At 39.6% G+C, this 20,380-nt stretch carries 17 protein-coding genes; 9 read left to right on the top strand and 8 right to left on the bottom strand.

Annotation, left to right across the window (positions count from 1 at the left end; translation table 11 throughout):
* Positions 1-10: 10 nt before the first annotated feature.
* Entirely contained in the window at positions 11-241 is a 231-nt protein-coding gene (locus ACFFIP_RS04400; protein WP_382386355.1) for a hypothetical protein, read from the top strand.
* Here the strand turns inward: ACFFIP_RS04400 and ACFFIP_RS04395 are convergent.
* Positions 238-612, bottom strand: coding sequence for a UDP-glucuronosyltransferase (locus ACFFIP_RS04395; protein ID WP_382386354.1), 375 nt, complete (start codon positions 610-612; stop codon positions 238-240). The two genes, ACFFIP_RS04400 and ACFFIP_RS04395, sit on opposite strands and share 4 nt — an antisense overlap.
* Before the next feature lie 147 nt (positions 613-759).
* Here ACFFIP_RS04395 and ACFFIP_RS04390 point away from each other — a divergent pair, with 147 nt between their 5' ends.
* Positions 760-1,125: a DUF8478 family putative metalloprotein gene (locus tag ACFFIP_RS04390; RefSeq protein ID WP_382386353.1), complete on the top strand. Its 366-nt coding sequence runs from the start codon at positions 760-762 to the stop codon at positions 1,123-1,125.
* A 75-nt stretch (positions 1,126-1,200) separates the two neighbouring features.
* Positions 1,201-3,468 carry a TonB-dependent receptor gene (locus tag ACFFIP_RS04385; protein WP_382386352.1) on the top strand — a complete coding sequence of 756 codons (2,268 nt, stop codon included), beginning with the start codon at positions 1,201-1,203 and terminating at the stop codon, positions 3,466-3,468.
* Positions 3,469-3,799: 331 nt separating this feature from the next.
* Here ACFFIP_RS04385 and ACFFIP_RS04380 read toward each other — a convergent pair whose 3' ends face one another.
* The 6 genes from ACFFIP_RS04380 to ACFFIP_RS04355 all read right to left on the bottom strand — a co-directional run bounded on the left by ACFFIP_RS04380 (position 3,800) and on the right by ACFFIP_RS04355 (position 9,366).
* Positions 3,800-4,555, bottom strand: a complete 756-nt coding sequence (locus ACFFIP_RS04380) for a LytR/AlgR family response regulator transcription factor (RefSeq protein WP_382386351.1) — start codon at positions 4,553-4,555, stop codon at positions 3,800-3,802.
* On the bottom strand, positions 4,552-5,652 hold the full coding sequence (locus tag ACFFIP_RS04375; RefSeq protein WP_382386350.1) for a sensor histidine kinase: 1,101 nt from the start codon (positions 5,650-5,652) through the stop codon (positions 4,552-4,554). The genes ACFFIP_RS04380 and ACFFIP_RS04375 overlap by 4 nt, the downstream gene beginning before the upstream one ends.
* Positions 5,653-5,664: 12 nt before the next feature.
* The gene (locus ACFFIP_RS04370; RefSeq protein ID WP_382386349.1) at positions 5,665-5,952 is read right to left on the bottom strand and encodes a hypothetical protein; all 288 of its coding nucleotides are present in this window, start codon (positions 5,950-5,952) and stop codon (positions 5,665-5,667) included.
* Positions 5,952-6,443, bottom strand: a complete 492-nt coding sequence (locus tag ACFFIP_RS04365; protein WP_382386348.1) for a DUF2306 domain-containing protein — start codon at positions 6,441-6,443, stop codon at positions 5,952-5,954. Before ACFFIP_RS04365 ends, ACFFIP_RS04370 begins: the two co-directional genes overlap by 1 nt.
* Positions 6,444-6,549: 106 nt before the next feature.
* A complete protein-coding gene (locus tag ACFFIP_RS04360) occupies positions 6,550-7,203 on the bottom strand; it encodes a hypothetical protein (protein WP_382386347.1) in 654 nt (217 codons plus the stop codon).
* A 12-nt stretch (positions 7,204-7,215) separates the two neighbouring features.
* Positions 7,216-9,366, bottom strand: coding sequence for a TonB-dependent receptor (locus ACFFIP_RS04355; protein ID WP_382386346.1), 2,151 nt, complete (start codon positions 9,364-9,366; stop codon positions 7,216-7,218).
* Positions 9,367-9,624: 258 nt separating this feature from the next.
* On the opposite strand from ACFFIP_RS04355, the gene ACFFIP_RS04350 reads away from it, so the two are divergent.
* The gene (locus tag ACFFIP_RS04350) at positions 9,625-11,178 is read left to right on the top strand and encodes a TolB family protein (protein WP_382386345.1); all 1,554 of its coding nucleotides are present in this window, start codon (positions 9,625-9,627) and stop codon (positions 11,176-11,178) included.
* 781 nt (positions 11,179-11,959) lie between these two features.
* Here the strand turns inward: ACFFIP_RS04350 and ACFFIP_RS04345 are convergent.
* Positions 11,960-14,485, bottom strand: coding sequence for a M14 family metallopeptidase (locus ACFFIP_RS04345; RefSeq protein ID WP_382386344.1), 2,526 nt, complete (start codon positions 14,483-14,485; stop codon positions 11,960-11,962).
* Positions 14,486-15,378: 893 nt separating this feature from the next.
* Between ACFFIP_RS04345 and ACFFIP_RS04340 the strand changes: the two genes are divergently transcribed.
* The 5 genes from ACFFIP_RS04340 (at position 15,379) to ACFFIP_RS04320 (ending at position 20,344) form a co-directional block, all read left to right on the top strand.
* Positions 15,379-16,437 carry a hypothetical protein gene (locus tag ACFFIP_RS04340; RefSeq protein ID WP_382386343.1) on the top strand — a complete coding sequence of 353 codons (1,059 nt, stop codon included), beginning with the start codon at positions 15,379-15,381 and terminating at the stop codon, positions 16,435-16,437.
* Between the two features lie 627 nt (positions 16,438-17,064).
* The gene (locus ACFFIP_RS04335; RefSeq protein WP_382386342.1) at positions 17,065-18,036 is read left to right on the top strand and encodes a hypothetical protein; all 972 of its coding nucleotides are present in this window, start codon (positions 17,065-17,067) and stop codon (positions 18,034-18,036) included.
* Positions 18,037-18,074: 38 nt separating this feature from the next.
* Entirely contained in the window at positions 18,075-18,941 is an 867-nt protein-coding gene (locus ACFFIP_RS04330) for a cysteine peptidase family C39 domain-containing protein (RefSeq protein ID WP_382386341.1), read from the top strand.
* 398 nt (positions 18,942-19,339) lie between these two features.
* Positions 19,340-20,002 carry a DsbA family protein gene (locus tag ACFFIP_RS04325; protein WP_382386340.1) on the top strand — a complete coding sequence of 221 codons (663 nt, stop codon included), beginning with the start codon at positions 19,340-19,342 and terminating at the stop codon, positions 20,000-20,002.
* 105 nt (positions 20,003-20,107) lie between these two features.
* Positions 20,108-20,344, top strand: a complete 237-nt coding sequence (locus tag ACFFIP_RS04320) for a hypothetical protein (RefSeq protein WP_382386339.1) — start codon at positions 20,108-20,110, stop codon at positions 20,342-20,344.
* Positions 20,345-20,380: the final 36 nt, after the last annotated feature.

Genomic DNA, 20,380 nt, shown 5'->3' with positions numbered 1-20,380 from the left:
GTTACGTATTATGACTAAACTGATACCATTGAATATCCACGGAGAAATGGTCATTGAACTGGCTCAATTGACTATTGATCAGGCAAATGACCTCAGAAGCTGGCTTCCCAAAGAAAGCATCAGGCAGATTGAGTTTCAGGGAATGAATTTAAAGGAATGTGTGCTTTTTGAAACTTATGATTATTGGTTCAAGACACATCATGTGCTTTCCAGGGCTTACGAATCTATTTTAGATTTTTAACGCAGTCCGTAATAATTTCTTTTTTCGGAAAAATACCTTTCAAGGTCAGGGTAGAGTTTGCTTTCAGCCTCTGGGATACCGGAAAGGGTAAGTTCTACATTTCCCTGAGCACTTTTACTTTCAACATCCATGGTTTCAATCAAAAATATCAGTTCCTGTAAGGTGAGTGGCTGATTGATTTTCTCAGGGTTTAGCTTGATGTCATTGCCATAAAAATCAATTGCTTCAAAGTAATATTCACCATCTATCACATTGGCGTAGATATTGATTTCCTCTCCCCATTGGCTTTCGGGGTATAATAATTTGGCCAATAAGGTGGTTGGACCTGAGCCGTCAAAATAGCTTTCAGGTCGGTAGTTAAAATTGATCACAGGGTAAATTTAGCTAAATAGGGAAAATATAAAACCACCCAACCTTCTAAAATCCACCTAAAAGTAAATCTATACTCAGTTTTTCAATATTCTTTTCTATTTTCGCAACAATTGTTCAAAACTTCAGTTTGAAGATTTGGAATCATAGTGAGTAAGTTTAGAAAAATACTGCCCTTTTTAAGCCATTTCAGTTTGGCTTTGATGTTGACCATTTTGGCCAATGGGGTATTGTTTTTTCACTCCCATGAACTGGAAAACGGCAGGATTATCACCCATGCCCATCCGATTCTTTCCCAAGAGCAGGAGGAGCAGCCTGACCACGGGCATACCGAAATGGAGCTGATCATTTTGGATCTTATCGCCCATGCAGAATATTTTGTTTATACTGTTGATATTGATGTACCTGAACTCACTGAGGTAGAAATAAGTGTTCAGTTACCTTTGGTCTCTCCAGCGTTTTTTCAGGAAGTAGCCAACGGATTTGATTTAAGGGGGCCGCCTAACAAGGCCTGATTTTTATTTGCCTATTCCAGCTTTATGCCGGATAGAGACACCTTATTTCTAATCTAATCCTATCTTTTACAAACAATGAGATATTTACTGTTTGTTGCCGTATACCTGGCTTCAGTTGGGGTATTGGCAGCTCAGACACTTTCTTTATCCGGTAAGGTTATCGATAAAGACACAAAATTACCCCTACCGGGAGTAACTATTTTAATTGCAGACCTTAACAGAGGGGTTGTGACCGACCTTGACGGAAATTTCAGCATCAGTGGACTGCCTGAAAGGAACATTACCTTACAGATATCCTTTGTGGGCTACGGTACTGAGGTTCAGACCATCAAACCTGGCAACGCCAGCAAAACCCTTCTGATCCAATTAGAGGAAATGACCACCAATATTGATGAGGTAGTTGTTTCTGGCGCCTATATCATGAGTAAGGAAAGCTCTCCTATCAGTATAGAAAAGGTCAGTAAAACCGATCTGCTCAAAATGCCTTCACCTAACCTGATGTCAGCGCTGGCAAGAACACCGGGGGTCAGTGAGATTTCATTGGGTCCTGGTATCAGCAAGCCCGTAATCAGAGGTCTTTCTTTCAGTAGAGTGCTTTCTGTGTATCAAGGGGCAAGATTTGAAAACCAGCAATGGGGAGCGGATCATGGTCTGGGAATGACCGAAACGGGGATTGCCAATATCGAGATGATCAAAGGTCCTGCTTCTATCATTTATGGCTCTGGTGCCATGGCAGGAGTAGTGAATCTTATTGAAGAAAAAGATGCCATACAAGGGGATATCGAAGGATATCTCAATCTAAGAGGTTACAGTAATACCTTGGGTGTAAGGTCAGAGGCAGGCGTAAAGGGAAATACGGATCAGGGATTCCTTTGGTCCTTTAATGGGGCAATGGAATCACATGCAGATTATTTGGATGGAGATGGCAGGACCATGGGGAATACCCGTTTCAATACCCAAAATTTCAAAGGTGCTGTAGGGTTTCAAAAAAAATGGGGGGACACAAGATTAAGGTATACCTATCTAAAGCAAAAACTGGGTATTTTGGATGAGTCGGATGTAGAAGGGTTGGCAACATACCGGGGAGATAGAAAATCGCAGACCCCATTTCAAAACGTAACCGACCATTTCCTTTCTTCAGAAACCAATGTATTTCTAGGGGAGGATAAAATCAAAGCAACTTTCGGGCTTCATAAAAATCTAAGAGAAGAGATTGAAACCGGTGGTGAATTGGTTGATTTGGGACTTAATCAGACCAATTTCATGTATGATGTGAAATACTTCAAAGGATTAAGCCCAAATTTAGAGGCGATTTTTGGTATTCAGGGTTTTTTACTTCAGACCATCAACTATGATGATGCCCTTGAATATTTGATACCGGATGCCAGAAAAGATGACCGTTCTATTTATGGCCTTTTGAATTATAATACAGAAAAATGGGTAATCCAAGGAGGATTAAGATATGATTACCGAAAAGTGAATGTAGATGCAAGCGCGCCCCATTTCATAGATTTTGGTTTTATACTTCCAGGTGAGCCTGAGGACAGAAAACTTGAGCGGACCTTTGATGGGGTGACCACCTCCGCAGGTGCTACCTTTAGGCCTGATTCTCATTGGAGGTTCAGGTTAAACGTTGCCCAAGGTTTCAGGGCTCCTGATTTGGCAGAGCTTTTCTCCAATGGCGTACATCCTGGAACCAGACGATTTGAAAAAGGCAATGCTGAGTTTCAACGGGAGCAGAATATCCAGACAGACTTTGGAGTCCGGTATAGGACCAATAATTTTTCAATTTCCGGAGAGGTATTTTACAATGACATCAATAATTACATCTTTTTCGCACCTACTGGAGAAATGGAGGAGGATTTGGAGATTTGGACATTTGAACAAGCAGATGCCAGGCTTTATGGAGGAGAACTTGAACTCGATTTCCATCCTGTTTCTGCAAAATGGTTTGGCGCCTCGACTTCTTATTCCATGGTCATTGGACAAAGGACAAACGACCTAACCTATTTGCCTTACATTCCTGCATATCGATGGAACCAATCAATAGACTTTAGGTTAAAAGATTTGGGAATCATCCAGAAACCCTATATCAGTGTGTTAGGTTCTTTGGTATTTGACCAAAATAAACCCGCACCATTGGAAGAAGCCACTCCGGGATATTTTTTATTGGGAATGAATATTGGAGGAAATTTAAAAGTGGGCAACAATCTTTTGGATGTTTATGTCAGTGGGACCAACCTTTTGAATAAAACCTACCTTGACCATTTGTCCCTTTTCAGACCTTTTGGAATCAATCAGATGGGGAGAAATATAGCATTAAATGTCAGAATTCCATTTTAATAAGTAAAACCCTCCAAGAGTTTGAAACTCTTGGAGGGCCCACTCCTCATAATATCAAGAACTTTTTAGGATTTTTTGACCAGACTTTTCCTCTTTGGAAGCATAATATTTATGGTGAATCCTGAAAGGTGTAGCATCAAGTTTACTTTTGACAGAGAACATCAAGTTTAGGGCTTGATTTTATCGATGAATCTACAAAGTCCCATAGCCTCAATACTTTCTTTCATGGGATAAGCATTTTGAATGCGACAAATAATGACACCCTTTCCAGCTTGGTTATCTTGCATGTTGATGCGGAAACCTTTGCTGAATTTTGGGGAAAGTGGGTTTTTTATTTCCCATCCAACCATTCCTTCATTGCGCCCACTTTTTCCCTACTTACGAGGATATCATTATCAGAACAATCTTTTAGCTTAATTTTCAATCTACTGTTGGAATAAGTATGGATTTCAGAAATGGCCTCAATTGCAGCTATGTATTTCCTATTGAGCCTGAAAAACTGCTTTGGATCCAGCAATGCCTCCAATTGGTCCAAGGTGTAGTCAAGAATATAACGTTTACCTTCAAAGGTATGCAAAAAAGTTACCCGCTCTTCACTTAGAAAATACGAAGCTTCAGAGGCCTGAACTGCCTGGATTTTTTCCCCAATCTTGACCATAAACCTGCTTTTGTATTCTTTTTGTTTGGGGGTTAAAAGCTCTTGAAGCTGATGGATGTCCACTACCGGTCTGATTTGAAGGCTTTTGAACTTTTGAACTGCACCTTCCAATTCCTTTGGACTGATGGGCTTTAGGAGGTAATCAATGGAATTGAGTTTGAAAGCTTTGATAGCGTATTGGTCAAAAGCCGTTGTAAATATTATAGGACTGTTCACCTTCACCCTGTTGAATATTTCGAAACTTAAACCATCTGCCAATTGGATGTCACAAAAAATGAGGTCAGGCTCATCATTGGTTTTTAACCACTGGGAAGCTGCAGTAATACTCTCCAGGTTTCCGTCGATTTTTGCTTCAGGAAGTACTTCCAGTATCAGTTGTTTCAAACGGTTGGCGGCAGGCTTTTCGTCTTCGATAATTAGGACTTTCATGACTGGCTGATTTTTAAAAGTGGAAGTTCAACAATAAATTCCTTGGCAGTCTGCATGATTTTTGGTTTCTGGTCGCTCAACAAAGCATAACGCTTCTGAATATTAGCTAAGCCAATTCCCGTATTTGAAGTTTTCTGAGTCAGCTTAGGCTGAAGAATATTTCTCACTATAAGGTTGTTGCCCACTTGTTCAATTAAGATTTTAAGAGGGTTTTCCCCGGAAGCAATGTTGTGTTTTATGGCATTTTCCAACAACAGTTGTAAGGAAAGCGGGGGAAGGTAAAGATCTAGGGAGGGTTCCACATCTATAAAATATTCCAGACTGTCCTCAAACCTGATTTTCTGAAGACTAAGGTAATGCTCCGCAAAATCAAGTTCATTTTTCAGACTTACCAGTTGTTCCTGTTGAACATCCAGCACATATCGGTAAATTTTGGAGAGTTGCTGTATAAATTCTGCGGATTTGTCCGGACTTTCATAGACTAGATTGGAAAGCACATTGAGGGAATTGAATAGGAAATGGGGATTGAGTTGGTCTTTAAGGGACTGGTATTGACTTGCCAGCTTTTCAGATTTAAGCTGTTCGGCTTCAATCGCTGCATTTCTCCATTCAAATAGCCAGGATCTCGAAATAAATATGGAAATGATAATTAAAGCAACAATAATGGGATAAACCGTATTTCCCAACATTCGGGTCCAGGAAATATTACTGAGAGTAACACCTTCAATTGTTACCAAAACATAGAGCGTAGTCAGTATAAAACTGATAATAAAACAATATACCAGGTATGTCCCTGCTGTTAATACCAGTCTTTTGACAGGATGTTGGATCCATGAAATCCTCCTGTCGAAGTATCCATCTACATAGAAACCACCGAAACTGATGGAGGAAGACATCAAAAAGGAAAAAATAAAGTCAGGGAAAATACTCTTCAATCCTTCAAGTGAAAGTAGGCAGGTTGGACATTGGATCAGCATTAAAACTGCGGCTATCCCAAGATTTAGAAGTAAAAATTTCCGAAGGGATGTAAAAATTGTAGCCGAGGCGAATACTTTTTTTGAATATTTCTCAGGAAATGAAGCTGTTTTTTCTGTCATCTTGATTTTTAATTATTTACCTTTTTTGGAGGAATTTGAAGCAAGAATCCCCCAGCCTCCCGAGCCAATAAGAAACCCCAATCCATACCAGGAACCAGAATTATTCTGTGCATACATGACTGTCTCCTTATCAAAAAAACTGACCAATAATGAAATTGGGGCAATCAAACCATGAAGGACTCCCCAAAAGAAACCATAGGATTTTCCCTGAAGGCAGGGATCGATTGGTTCAACTGAAGCACAACCAGCAAGAAGAATTGCCAATATGCTAATCATCAAAAGGAAAGAAAGCTTTTTCATTATTTATGGTTTTGTCTATCCAATATAGAAAATTCATATTTCCATTTTTTCTTTTTGGTTCTAAAAATGTACCCTCCTGTAGTAGTGATGACAAGAGTGGCTATTCCAACCATACCAAAGAATGGGGTTTGGGGTACTCTTGTCAGCATTTCACTGATAAAGGCTGCATATAAACCTAGAACTGACCAATACATCCACGAAAAATGATAGTAAACGCTTAAGGATTTCCTAGGTCTTTGGATAACAGGAAGCATTCCCATGACAAGTGTCAAAGTACTTAATATGGCCATGTAATGGAAGATACCCCATTTTCCAAACAGATGATAGAGACTAAAAGCTGTTCCCAAGAGTAAGACCATACTAAAAACATATACATAGCCTATTCGGATGTGGATTTTACTTCCTTTCTTCGAAAGAAGTACCCAAGTGCCGGTAATCAATGCGAGGACTGATGCGATCACATGCACCAGTCCGATTTCATTATGTATCATGGGGTCAGTTGTTTTTTCTGCGTGGATAGATAGACCTCTGAAATGCCATTTGATTCAAGAAATAATTACTGTAGACTTGAAAACCAAAACGATAATCTTTCTGAATTTAGTTACACACATCTTGCAGTTGTAAGGCCATCTCTTTTCCCCAAGTAGGTTGGATAGTTTCTTCTTGGCTATTGGCCTCCTCTTTTTCAAATAATTCCAAACTGGATTTGATCAATCCACAAGCCTTTTCAGGGCCCTGTCCAAAAAACCGGGCCATTCCCAATTCCATCTGTCCAAGCATCATGATGGCCCTTGGATTCTGCCTGTTCAGCTCCACTGCCTTACCAAATGTCTGCATGGCAACTCCGGACAAATGCTGTCCCCTGGAATTGGGATCCACTGCCAGTTCACCCATGGTGATAAATCCCTGAAGGGCCACAATCTCAGAGTTGTTGGGGGAAATGGTTGCAGCTTTATCCGCATATTTTTTAGCCTGGGCGAAAAATGCATCCTTTTCATCCGCACCACCTTGGCTTCTAAACCCTGCATTCGCCAAAGCCAAAGCCGCATAATAATCCGGCAGCCATTCTTCCGGCATCATTGCCGCGATCCTGGCAAAACCATTGGCTGACTTTTGAAGATCAGTTGAACTGACTGCTTTTTTCATGCCCTGGAGTTCCTTACGCATGGCATTTTCATAGGCATCATTGGAAGCTGGGGAAATTATTGAAATCAACATCAGTACGAGAATTGCTAAACTGTACTTTTTCATGGATTTTATATTTTATAAGTTGTTTAATTGATTAGCTGTTTTGTCTTTACTGAGGGTAAGGAATATACCCAGGAAAATAAACCTTGGGGCAGTCTGTCTAACGGGAAGGGATTCATAAACCCCGTTTTCATTGGGGATAGGACTGAACTGATAGCCGAAAATATTGTCCCTGCCGAACACATTGGAACAGGCCATATGAATGATCAAGTTTGGTTTAGCTAAGTAACTCCAGCCTAAACTCAAATCCTGAAATCCTTTAGTTTTGGAATTCATTTGCCCTGGCAAATTTGGGTCATGATAGGTGTAACCATCATTGATGCTGAATGAAATGCCTAATTGGGATTTGAGGGTAGAAATAAAATGCTTCACCACAATTGACCCGTTATTCCTTGGGGCAAATCCAGGTTGCACCCATTCTGTAAATTGTGCATATTGTCTCTTGCTGTCAACAAAACTGTATGTGATCCAAAAGTCTGTGTTTTTGAAACTTTTCTGATCCCTGTAAAAGAAATCAAATCCCCTTGCAAAGCCCTCTCCAACTTGGTTAATGGTATGGTATTGGAATCTAAAACCTTCGTAAGTCAATAAATTTTTATAATCTTTATAAAAGGCTTCAGCTCTAACGGTTCTTCCATTTTTGCTTAGGAAGTAATTCAGAATTAAATGGTCAGACCGTACATTCCGTACTGATGGTTCGATAACTCTAAGTTCTTCCACAGGCATTTGGCTGAACTGACCCGCTGCAAGGGAAAGTTGGCCGCCATCCTTAAACTTGTAAGCAAAGGATAACCTTGGGTCTACCCAGGCCTGATTAGCCAAAGTGCTGTTTCCTCCTCTTAATCCTCCCCTTAGAACAAGACTATTATTTATGTAATAATCCGCTTCAGTAAAGATAGTTGCCTGAAGATCTTGGAAATTTCTACCGAGGTTTTCGGATCTAAGTCTTTCTTCATATTTGAACAGGTATGATTCGATGCCGCTTTTCAAGGAAAATCTATCAGAAAATTCTTTTACCCCAACCAATTTGCTGTGCAACACCTGGTTTTGGTTTCGCATATCCACTTGATCGACTAGGTATTCATCCACATTGTGAGAGAAAGAAATCCCTCCATAATATGTCCATTCATTTTTGCCAAATTGTCTGAAAGAAGTCTGGGCAAAGGAATAGTGGTTCTTGAGATTTACTAACTGACCTCGGCCTTCAATACCAGGGATGGGCTGCCAGATTTGCATACCACCGGCTTCGGTATGTGCAAAGACTTTGACCATTCCGTTTTTGCCCCATTTTTGTCGTGCAGAAACCTCCATATCCCATCCATAGGTTGCACGCTCCCAATCAAAATTTTGCCTGACAAGGGACTGATAGGGCAAAAGATCAAAATAATTAGCAGAAGCGGTCAGGCTATTTTTCTCACCTGCCAAAGTTTGGGTAAATCCTCCGCCCACTGACATCAGACTGATATCCCCTTGGCTTCTTTGAGGAAAATCTACGGTGTTCAATGCAAGCGCTGAGGATAGGGCATGTCCATATTCAGCGGAATATCCTCCTGTACTGAAAAATGAGCCTTTGAAGAGGTTGGGATTGAACCGGGTACGGGTGGGTACATTTGCAGCCGTAGTCCCAAAAGCATTTCCTACCTTCAACCCATCAATAAAAATAGCTGTTTCGCTTGCATCGCCTCCTCTTACAAACAATCGTCCATCATTCCCTACGTTGGCAGTTCCAGGCAAAGTTTGAAAGGCTCCGATAATATCTCCCATGGCGGAAGGGACTGTTACAATATCTATAGGCCTTAAGACCACTGCTTTTTTCTCATCTGATGCTTCCATGGCCCCGGCGCTTATAGTTACAGCAGTCATTTCGTTAATAGATTCTCTTAATACAGGATTCAAAATCAGTTCTGTTCCATTCAATACCACCTCAATTTCCTGAGGGTTGTAACCCATGGACTGGAAAATAAGGATATAGGTACCTTGCTTTTCTACTTCTAAGCTATATGTCCCATCGATTTCTGAGGAAGTTCCCTCAAAAGTTCCTTTAAGATAAATATTTACCCCAGGGATGGTAATCCCCTTAGGGTCTTTTACCGTACCCTTGATGATGGATTGGGCTTCACTCAGGTTAATGACAAAAAGGAAACAAATTGCTAATAGAATTTTCATGGCAATAAGATTTGATTCAAAATTGGGGAAGAAACCACACCCGAAAAATTTAAACTGACTGAAGTGTTGAATTTGATGATTGAAATGTCAGTTAGCTGGAATTTCAGTGAATGAAGGAAGAACTTGTAATATGTTCTGATTCAGAGAAACATGGGATTTGCCCAAAATGTGGATTTTTTTTCCTAAATTTTTCAACCATCATGAAATGATGAGAAGCACCCGATTTTTTGATATAATTCTTATTTAAACACCAAAACAATGAAATACTTAATTGCCCTAATTGGCTTTTTTCTTGTTCAATTTGCCTTTGCACAAGGAACAAAAGTTGGAATATTCAGTCATGTAAAAGATATAGGTATGCCCAAACTCAAAGGTGAAACGGTATTTGATTCACAAACTCAGTCCTACCATCTCAAGGGAGCAGGATATAACATCTGGTTTGAAAGGGATGAGTTTCACTATGCTTTTGAAAAAATTGAAGGAGATTTCATCTTAACGGCCAATTTTGAGTTTGTGGGCGATGGTGCTGATCCCCACCGAAAAGTAGGTTTGATGATCAGAGAATCAGAAGATGACAATGCTGCCCATATTACGGCAACCTTACATGGAGATGGATTGACGGTCCTGCAATGGAGAGAGTTAAAAGGGGCCTTTATGAGAGACCCGGAAGATGAGATTTTTCCCCCGAAGAGCCATTATTCCATTTTACAATTGGAACGTTCCGGAAACGAGTTTATCATGAGGGCGGCACATTCGGGTGAGCCACTTCAGGTAATCGGTTCGCACAAAATGTCAGCATTGAAAGGAAGTGTCTTAGGAGGAATTTTTATCAGTTCCCATAACGAGAATGTTTCGGAACAGGCAAAAGTTTGGAATGTTCGGTTGGACAGGCCCGTAGGGGAAAATTACAATCCCGGAAGGGAAGGATATTTGGGTTGTCGTCTGGAAACCATGAATGTTTTTACCGGGCTAAGAAAGGTTATCTATGAAAAAGACGGGAGATTTGAGGCTCCAAACTGGATGCCTGACGGCAGAAAGTTATTGATCAATATGGATGGTTCTTTGTACACCATTCCTGTAGAAGGGGGTAATCTTGAAAAGCTCAATACTGGATTTGCAGATAAAAATAACAATGATCATGGGATTTCTTTTGATGGGAAATTATTGGCCATAAGTCATCAAAGAGAGGGATATCCAGGTTGGGGCTCTACGGTGTATGTACTCCCCTTGGAAGGAGGAGAACCCAAATTGGTAACTGAAGAAACACCGTCTTACTGGCATGGCTGGGCGCCTAACAATGAAGAAGTTCTCTATGTTGGACAGAGGGGAGAAAAACAATCCTATGATATTTATAAGAAGAATATTCATGGGGGCGAAGAAATTGCGCTTACTTCAACCAAACCATGGGAACATGTAGATGGATGCGAATATTCTCCCGATGAAAAGTATATTTATTATAATGGCAGTGCATCCGGGACAATGCAGATTTGGAGAATGAAACCTGATGGTTCAGATCCCGAGCAATTGACTTTTGACCAATATAATAATTGGTTTCCCCATATTTCACCGGATGGGAAATGGATAGCCTATATTGCTTTTCCCGAGGATATTCCAAGGAACAGCCATCCCTCTTATAAGCGGGTGGAGTTAAAATTAATGCCAACTTCCGGAGGGGCACCAAGAGTTATTGCTTATTTATATGGAGGACAGGGAACTATCAATGTGCCCTCCTGGTCTCCCGATAGTCAATCCATCTCTTTTGTCAGTAATTCTGGGAAAAACTACTTTGGTGAAATTCTTATTTCCAAATAAACCATATGTTTTTTGCCTTTACCTTGGTGTAGGGTTGGGTGAAAATGGCTTCTACGATAGACTCGGGCCTGCTGATGGAGGTTTCTTTTTCTATTTCTTGCAGAACACTTTTTTTGAGATTAAAAATTAAGTTGAAGGTGTTTATCGCCCTTAAGTTTGAGGTCATTTGAGCAGGCTGACATTATAAAAATAAATTTTTGAAGTGAAAAAGAAGCTTGGACTTTTAAGCTGATCTTGTTTTGTGATTTCCACAGACATACTTTTTTTCTTCCTCTTTTAAATTCGATAACCACGTTCACTAGGCTTACAGAGGAGGTATGAATAAATCTGTCAAGTGTAGTTTTTTGGTTGCTCGCTTAGAGATAAAATCCGATAATTTTACTAGTCCAATAGATAAAATACCCGATAATCTTACTAGTAGACTAGTAGAATTATCGGGTATTTGTTTTCAATTTTAAATTTTATCTTTGTTTTCGGAAAATCAGTATTCAAGTCATTCATTGAACTCCTATCGGAGTTGGGAGGACCGGGTCAATTACTCTCTTCAAGACCCGAGTGGCAACTCGGGGCAAATAACCTGTCGGTATTAGACTCCTACCAGAGTCTTGTTTCTTGACGCTAAACTCTCACCTCCTACCAAAAGTTAGGCAAGCTTGCTTGTAATTTACTCGAACTTTTTCTTGGTACATGGTACTTCGTACTTGGTACAAAATCTCCATTTTTACACAGATCGGGTCTAGCTTCTTGTCTCTAAACTCTCGTTTCTAAACTCTCGCCTCTCCTATTGTCCTACAAAGAAAACAGCATTTGCCATCAACAGCTTGCCGCTTTCCCAGAAGGAACGGAACATAGGGTTGTCCACCATGTAGACGATCTGTCCCCTTCCCTGGGATTCCACGCCGTACACCATGGATTTCGCCATCTTTGGCTTGATTTTGTTGCCGATGTAGCCAAATCTGTAGGCATCATTGCCAGGGATAATACCTGCGTTGACACCATTGGTTAGGTAAGAGAACCTTGAACCGTTATTTTTCAGGGTATAAAATTTGCCTCCCATACCATAAGACAGTGGATGGGTTTCATCCATTCTCACTTCGTAGATGGCACCTGCCGCTGTATTGGAAATGGCCAGACGCTCTCTTTCCTGATACGGTTCCAGTCTTTCTACATTTTGGATTTCTTTCTGCTCTTTCTCGGCAGCCTTTTTCTCCTCTTCCGTATCATATCGGCTCAGGTCAAATCCATTTTTATCTGCAAAAGCATTCAGGGCATTTTCGATAGCGATCAGTTTACCGCCATTTCTTACCCAATCCATCACTTTCTTCATATTGTTTTCATTGAGGTAAGTTCCCCAGCTGGATGGAAGTAAGATGACATGGTACTTGGAAAGGTCAAATCTGCCCAGGTTATCTGCCTCAAGGATGCTGACAGGATAATCGAGTTCCTGCTCGAAGAAATACCAAAGTTCACCGAAATTCAGGGATGATGTTCCATTACCGCCCAAAATAGCCACATTTGGTTTTACAATTGCCTTGACATCAGGAGATCCGAAGTCTTTTCCTTTGTCGACAAATGCTGAATTGCTGGTGTTCAGGCTAATTTCAAATTTGTTGGCAGCATCCACCACTTTCTGATCATAGTTGGCTACATACTGATTGCCATTTCTGTGTATGATCAGGGTTCCGGCAGGATAGCTCTTTCCTTCAATTTCGAAAGCATATTCCGCAAATCTGACACGGATACCTTCATTCAAAAGAGCAGACAGGAACTTGGCGTGTTTGGTAGCATTCCAAGGTGCCAGATAGGCCAGTGGTTTGCCGCTCACGGCATTGGCGGTGAAAGCTGACTTTTCATATTTTTTGGCAGCATCCAATCGGGTTTCCAATGCATAAGCCTGCACGCCATAGGAATAAGGCAATGCCCAGCTCGTGATGTCATAGGTAATGCTATCCTGTAGTGTAGCCTCTGGCTCAAACAAAACCTGTGTCAAGACAGACTTTGGCTGGTAAGCATTGACGATGATATCCTTGTCGGTAGTAGAGAAGGTGGTTGATTTTCCACTCGAGTAATCCAATCCTCTCAAACCTGATCTGTTTCCTGCGAAGCCATATTGGATGCCATTTTTATCCAAAAGATTCAGAAGCGCTTTTACCCTTTCCGGGTTTTGTTCTCCTTTGATGACAAAGCTCTTGTATTTGGCCCTTGGGTTGGTACTGTTGTTTTTGAAATAATTGCCAAACTCATCGGCGAGTTTCTGAGCATGCTTGGCAGCCATTTCCACTGCGGAAATACCTGCCACATGCGTATGGGCAATCCTTTCAGCCAAGGTAACGGTGTCACCCAGGGCATTGAGCATACCGAGGCCTGCACGGCCGGAGCCACCTTTTTCGATGGTCATACCGATGGCGCCGTTGTAGGTAGGCCAAGTATCCCCATAAGCTGGGTACAGCAGGTCAAAGCGCTCTTTGGTGAAGTAAAACCAGCCATTTGCATCAAATTTGGCGGCGGTGTTTTTCCCATATAAAGTCTGGAACTCCAATTGGAATGGAGAAAGCTGCTCATGCAAAGGCTGCGCGGCTGGCGCGAAGTAAAATGGGTCATTGATGCCCTGCTCATGAAAATCCACAAATAAATGCGGCATCCAGTCATGGTAAAGTTTGATTCTTTGTTCAGTTTCTTTTTGTGTCTGCCAAGCCCAGTCCCTGTTCAGGTCCAGCATATAGTGGTTAGGTCTTCCTCCTGGCCATGGCTCAAAGTGCTCCACAGACTGTGGGTCTGGCTGAAGTCTGTTGTTCTGTTTCTGATTGTACCACATGGTATAGCGGTCTTTTCCGTCTGGATTGGCACAGGGGTCCATGATCAGCACCTGGTTTTTCAGCCATTCCTTGGAGGTAGTGTTGGAAGGATCCACCATTTGCCAGAAGGTCATCATGGCAGCTTCAGCACCAACGGCTTCATTGCCGTGCACGTTATACTGCATCCAGTTAAAAGTAACCTGAGTGGAAGGAGTGCCTTCAACCAGTCCTGTTCTGCGGAGGTTGTCCGTTCTCAGGTTGTCCAGGTTGCGCATATTTTCTTCACTGGAGGCTATGGCAATGAACAAAGGTCTATGCTCATAAGTCTCGCCGTAATAGACCAACTTGACATTGGGCATGGTTGCCGCAAGGTGTTCAAAATAGGCTACTACACGGTGATGAGGAGTGAATCTTTCCCCCATTTTATAGCCTAGAAATGCTTCCGGGCTTTGTTGGGCGAAGACATTCCAGGTCATCAACAGCCCGAAGAGTAAGGTGTATATTTTCTTCATAGATGTAATTTTTGAATTTCTTAAGATAAGGGTATTTACAAAAGTGGGCAAGATGAATTTTGGGGGAGGGGAATATAGGGGTTGAAAGAGATATTTGGTTATGTTAGATCCGCCAAGGCGAAATGGATATTTATGGATATTAGATCCGTCTCAAGGAATAAGTTGCTGATGGAAATTAAATGGCGTTAATTGCTGTAATTTGATTTATGATCCCAAGCCCGCCAATTCATAAAAATTCTCTGGACTTATGACTTTGAACGCTGATTCCGGATAGGTTTCCTGAAATATCTTAGGGAATTTGGATTTGGTATGGGGGTTGTATTTGAATATAACTTCATGGATTTAGCTAAAAATTTGAAGTTGGGTTCATGAATTTGCCTAAAATTATGGATTTTAGTGTCAAGAAAGTATCATATCTCCAATTCAAAACCACTATTGCCGAGTTGGGCATACGAAATCAGGCATGCTTTGTAGATCATGATGTTGGAATAGCCGAAGCCTCTTTTTCAAAAATTGGCTAAAAATAAGACAAGAGAAATATAATGAACGCAAAACAGTACGAATGACATTGATTGTTAAATAAAGGGTGGTAAGCCAAGCTGGATTACGAATTTTAATATTTATTTTTTAAGTTGAACAACGTAAGTGATCTTTTGAAAGAGATTATTTCTGATGAAGCTGTTTTTAACCTAAGTTTTTATGTAGAATTGAAATCAATTATGATGTTCTTATCATACAACAAATTCCTGAGATCAGTTTTGAAGAGATTGAATAGTCCTAGTGTCTGTTTTTTATTAATAACAATCTTTATTTCAATTAATTCCTTTTTTTTCACTTCATGTAACCGGAATGAAAATTCCGAAATTAAGGATTTAGGTTTCTATCTTGAGCTTGTGGATTCTGTAAAAATTGAGATACCCTACGAGTTTGGCTTGGTATTCCCCAAAGTTATTGATGGTAAACTTTTAGCTTATAGCTATCTTGATCAGACTTTCCATGTTCTTGATTCAAAGGGTAGGCTTCAGAACTCATTTAATCATCAGGGAGAGGGGCCTAAAGATTATACCCGGAATCTGTCATTCGTTACGATAAACAACGGACACTTGATTTTCATGGATAATAAAAAGCTATCTTATTTCAGTTATCAGGGTGAATGGGTGAAGAGTATCCCCTTTAATGACCCAAACAAAAGCCTAAGGGGAGGAATGCCTTCTAATGAACTGGACTTTGTTGGGGAAAATAAATTTATCGTTCCGAATATTTACCTAGACGGCCTTTCCAGAAGACCAGATCATCGGGCTGTTCTTGATTCTGTGCCAATTTGGCTTCAATATGAATACTCTCAAATAACAAATCAATTTGAAATAACTGAGTTCGGTCACTTAGACACTATGAGTGTTTTTTTCTCTGATTTTAAGTATAACAGTTATTCACCAAAGACTTTTGTGGATGGCGGGAATGTGAATCTTTTTTTCAATTTGACGCCGATCATTTATACGTACAGTATTGGAGAATCAAAGTATCCAATAGAGAAAATAAAATTCGATGTCCCAGGATTTAAAGAGCCTATTGGATTGGATTACAAATCTATGACAATTGATAACTATCGGCATTTTAATAAAGCAAGTGATATAAATAGCCACATCAATGATGTTATATCTTTGGATAATGAGCGGATTTTCTTTGTTTACAATCAAGGTAAAAATATAAGAATGAATGACAGTGAAGCTGATGCCATTGAAGCCCCTGATCCCTTGTTTTACGGTTATTATTATGATTTTTCTTCTAGAAATGGGAGTCAAGTAGTTTTACCAGAGCACAATGGTCATCCTTCATTTTGGAAAAAGGTATCTTATTTGGGAAACAATAAATTTCTTTTCGTTTTTGAAAATGAAATTGAAAGAGACTTTTATTGGGGGAAAATATTTGAATTGAAATCATTTAACCACTAATATTTTTAAGAATTACATATTTTAAATGATTAGTTGTGGGTGTAAAAAATATTCAATCGCGATGAATGGTCAGAGTCTTCGGCTGACCTTAATGCCTGGAGATGTTAATATTCATTAAAATCTATTATCATGAAAAAGTTAAGTTTAGAAATGCTCAGACTTACTTCTGATGAAGTATTGGAAAGAAGTCAGATGAAGAAGATTACTGGGGGGTACGGAAACTTCAAATGCTGCGTTGGTTCAAGCTGTAGCGCTTGTGTTACCTGTAAATCTGATTGCAGGTGTTCTGTTGGATCTTTAACATCTTGTTAAAAAGTAAATCACAAAACTGTGCGATGAATTCATACTAGTACAGTTTTGTGATCTTTAATATTAAAAATGTAAATAGATATTTTCTGAATTGTTCCCCTAAAATAGAATTATATGATTTTCAAGAATTCATTGTTCTTAATAATTATTTTCATACAGTTTGCCTGCACCACAGGACAAAAAAAAATTGAACTGATTTCAAATGAAGGAGAAGTTGAATTTGAGTTTTTGGATTCTCTTAGGATTGAATCACTGGTTGAACTATATCTTGCTGACAAAAATGAACAAACGCAGCATCTCCTTTTCAATGAGAGGCAAATGGAGGAATTATTGATTACAGATCTTAAGGGAAATATTATTTCACGGTTTGAACCAAAGGGAGAAGGTCCTAATAAGGTAGAAATTCCTTTGGAAGTGGCTTTTTGGCAAGAAGGAATAGTAATCAAGGAAATGTCTCCAGAGCATAAGTTTAATTTTTTCGATGGGAACTTTAAAAAAATAGCCCAAAGTCCAGCACTAACAAAAGGGCTAAATTTTCTTACCATTTACAATTCACACAGGAGTTTTTCAGTCCTTGAAAATGATGGCAAAACCTTTATTATCGGTCAGGATTTAAATATGATTCCAGATCTATTTTTAGACGAAAAATCCGAGAATTGGAGCTTTTATGAAAATGCTGATATTGGATATATCTATTATAGGGATACTGAAGAATTAAAAACAATTAATTTATATCCAAAAACGTGGAGTCCAAGACTTGAAGAGAAATGGGCGGGGAGGGTTTCTTCCTATTTGCAGGTTTCGAAAAGTGATAATAGAGTAGCAGTACTCCCAAGTGTTGGCAATGAGCTGTTTTTTTATGAATTGAAAGATGCAGGCATTTCTCCCCTTTTCCAAATATCGCTTATTCATCCTGAAAGAAAAGTTGATTTTCCCTTCGATCCCAAAAATGACTATGTATTATATCCATTTTTTACACAATTATTCAGTGGAGGCAATTACTTTTTAGCAGAATTTCACACAGAATTACCCCAAGAAATTTATGATACTTTTCGAGCAAAAGGTGAGGAGTTTCATAGTGATCCGGAATACTGGTCTACATTGGAGAATTACCGAAAAGTAAAATATATCCTAATCGATAAAAACGGAATTCAGGGTGCAATTTCAGAACTTCCAATTTCTGGTTCAGTACACTTTATGGATTCAAATGATATTTTATACGTAAAGCGTTCTTCAGAAAACGAATTGGATTATAATGTTTATTATCGTTACAGAGTGTTTTTAAAATAATTTTTATGGAAAACATTTCTTAAAAAGAACGGATTATTTTGAAAACCACCTTCCCCTTTTACAAACAACCCGACTTTAAAGACTGTGGTCCCACCTGCTTGCGCATCATAGCCAAGCACTATGGCAAGCTGATTTCCCTCAAAGAAATCAGAGAAATATCCGAAACTACGAGGGAAGGAAGTAGCTTATTGAAACTCAGTGATGCAGCAGAGGCTATGGGACTTAAGTCCATAGGGGCAAAATTGAATTTTAATAAACTTAGTGAAGCCCCCCTTCCAGTTATTGTCCACTGGAACAAACATCACTTTGTAGTGGTGTATAAAATCAGAAAAGATATTGTCTATATCTCAGATCCAGCTTATGGTCTGATCCAGTATTCTAAAAAAGAATTTATTTCACGATGGATCGGCAACAATGCCGATGAGCATACCAAAGAAGGTATTACGCTCCTGCTTGAACCTACCCCTACCTTCAGAAAAATGAAATGGGAGGAAAAAGAAAAACGTTCCCTCAGCTTCCTGTTCAAATACCTCTTCAATTATAAAAACCTGATTGCCCAGTTGGCGATCGGGTTGTTGGTAGGCAGTCTGTTGCAGTTGATCTTCCCCTTTTTGACGCAGAGCATTGTGGATGTGGGGATCCAGAACCAGGACATCAACTTTATCTATCTGGTGCTTTTTGCACAGATCATGCTGTTTTTGGGCAGGATTAGCGTGGAAGTGCTCCGAAGTTGGATTTTGCTGCACTTGACGACCCGGATTAATATTTCACTTGTTTCGGATATTTTCAGTGAACTTACATTCAAATACGTGATTTTTATAAAATTGTACTTTAACTTTTTTATAAAATCTATGAAAAAAGTCAAAAATTCTGTAAATCTTCTATTTACTTACCAATTAATTTGAATAGAGGGGGGGGGTAAAACGAAGATTTTAAAATATAATTCTGAACTATGAGCTTAGAATAATGCAATTTATTGATTTTCATAGGATTGTATTGTTTTGTGTTTTTGGAATTTCAAAATCTAATGTTTAAGTTCATATGTGCCTTTATTATTTTGAAGCACTTGGTAGAATGATTAGGTATTTTGGAAATTTTAGTTTTTATGGAGAATTCCTTTTTGCTTTTGACTTCATTTTCAGTATCAGGTTTGCAGTTACCTGGCTATTTGAGTCTGTCCGGAGTATTTGTAATTCCCATATCCATCTATAACCAATGGTCAAAAATTAAAAAGTGGTGTGTGCTGTGCCTTTGGATCTCGGCAGTACTGCTCGCAGTAATCCTGCTTAGTTAGATTTTTCTGGTGAACACAGTCTCTGTACAATTTCAGGAATTGGCTTTGTTTTCCTTTCTATTTATAGGAACTGTTATAGCTTGGCTGAGTCTTAAGCCATATTTCCTGGCTAAAAAGGAACTCCAAAAGCAAAAAACCAAACTGACCAGATTTCTTTCCAACAGTGAAACCTTAGATCATTTTTTATCGGGTTCAAGAAGAATTTCCAATAATCCAGAAGGATTGGGAATATTACTTAAAGGGGAAAATGCCAAATATCATGTACTCAAAGTATGCAATCCTTATTGCGGACCATGTGCTAATTCACATCCTATTTTGGAAGAATTATTTGCTACCGGAAACATAAACTTACAGGTCGTATTTCATCCCGGCGGAGGAGATACAATTAAATATAAAACAATCAGTCATATTATGGCAGTAGCTGCTCAAGCCAGTCAGGAGGAAATACAAAAAGCACTTGACGATTGGTACCTGCCTGAGAAGAAGGAGTATGAAACCTTTGCAGCCAAATACCCTATGAACGGGGAACTGAAAGCTCAGGAATCCCGCATACAAGACATGCTAAATTGGTGCGAACAGGAAAATATCAGTTACACACCCACAATCTTTATCAATGGGCATGAATTACCTAAAGCTTACAGTATAGAAGATCTAAAATATATTCTGGTATAAAAAAACACCATTTTGTGATAAAAAATATTCAATCGCGATGAATGGTCACAGGCTTCGGGTGACTTTAATGTCCGAGGAAAGTAATATTTAATAAAATCAAAAATCATGAAAAAGTTAAGATTGGAAATGTTAAGGCTTACTTCCGATGAAGTACTTGGGAGAAATCAGATGAAGAAGATTACCGGGGGGGCAGGTGGAGGATCATGGGTATGTTATTGTGGACATGTAGGTGGTCCTGGTCAAGGGGACCAATTCTTAGTAGCCGCCAATGATACTAGTGAGGCACTAGAAGTAGCTCAAGTAGTTTGCGTTCAACCTGACGTTACCTGCAACGGAGCATAGCAGGATTTAGGTAGGGTTTGGGATTCTAAACCCTAC

The sequence above is a fragment of the Fontibacter flavus genome (genome assembly GCF_042432905.1).
In the GTDB taxonomy this organism is placed as follows: domain Bacteria; phylum Bacteroidota; class Bacteroidia; order Cytophagales; family Cyclobacteriaceae; genus Fontibacter; species Fontibacter flavus.
The sequence above is the reverse complement of the archived record's forward strand: the minus strand, read 5'-3'. Positions and strand labels throughout refer to the sequence as shown.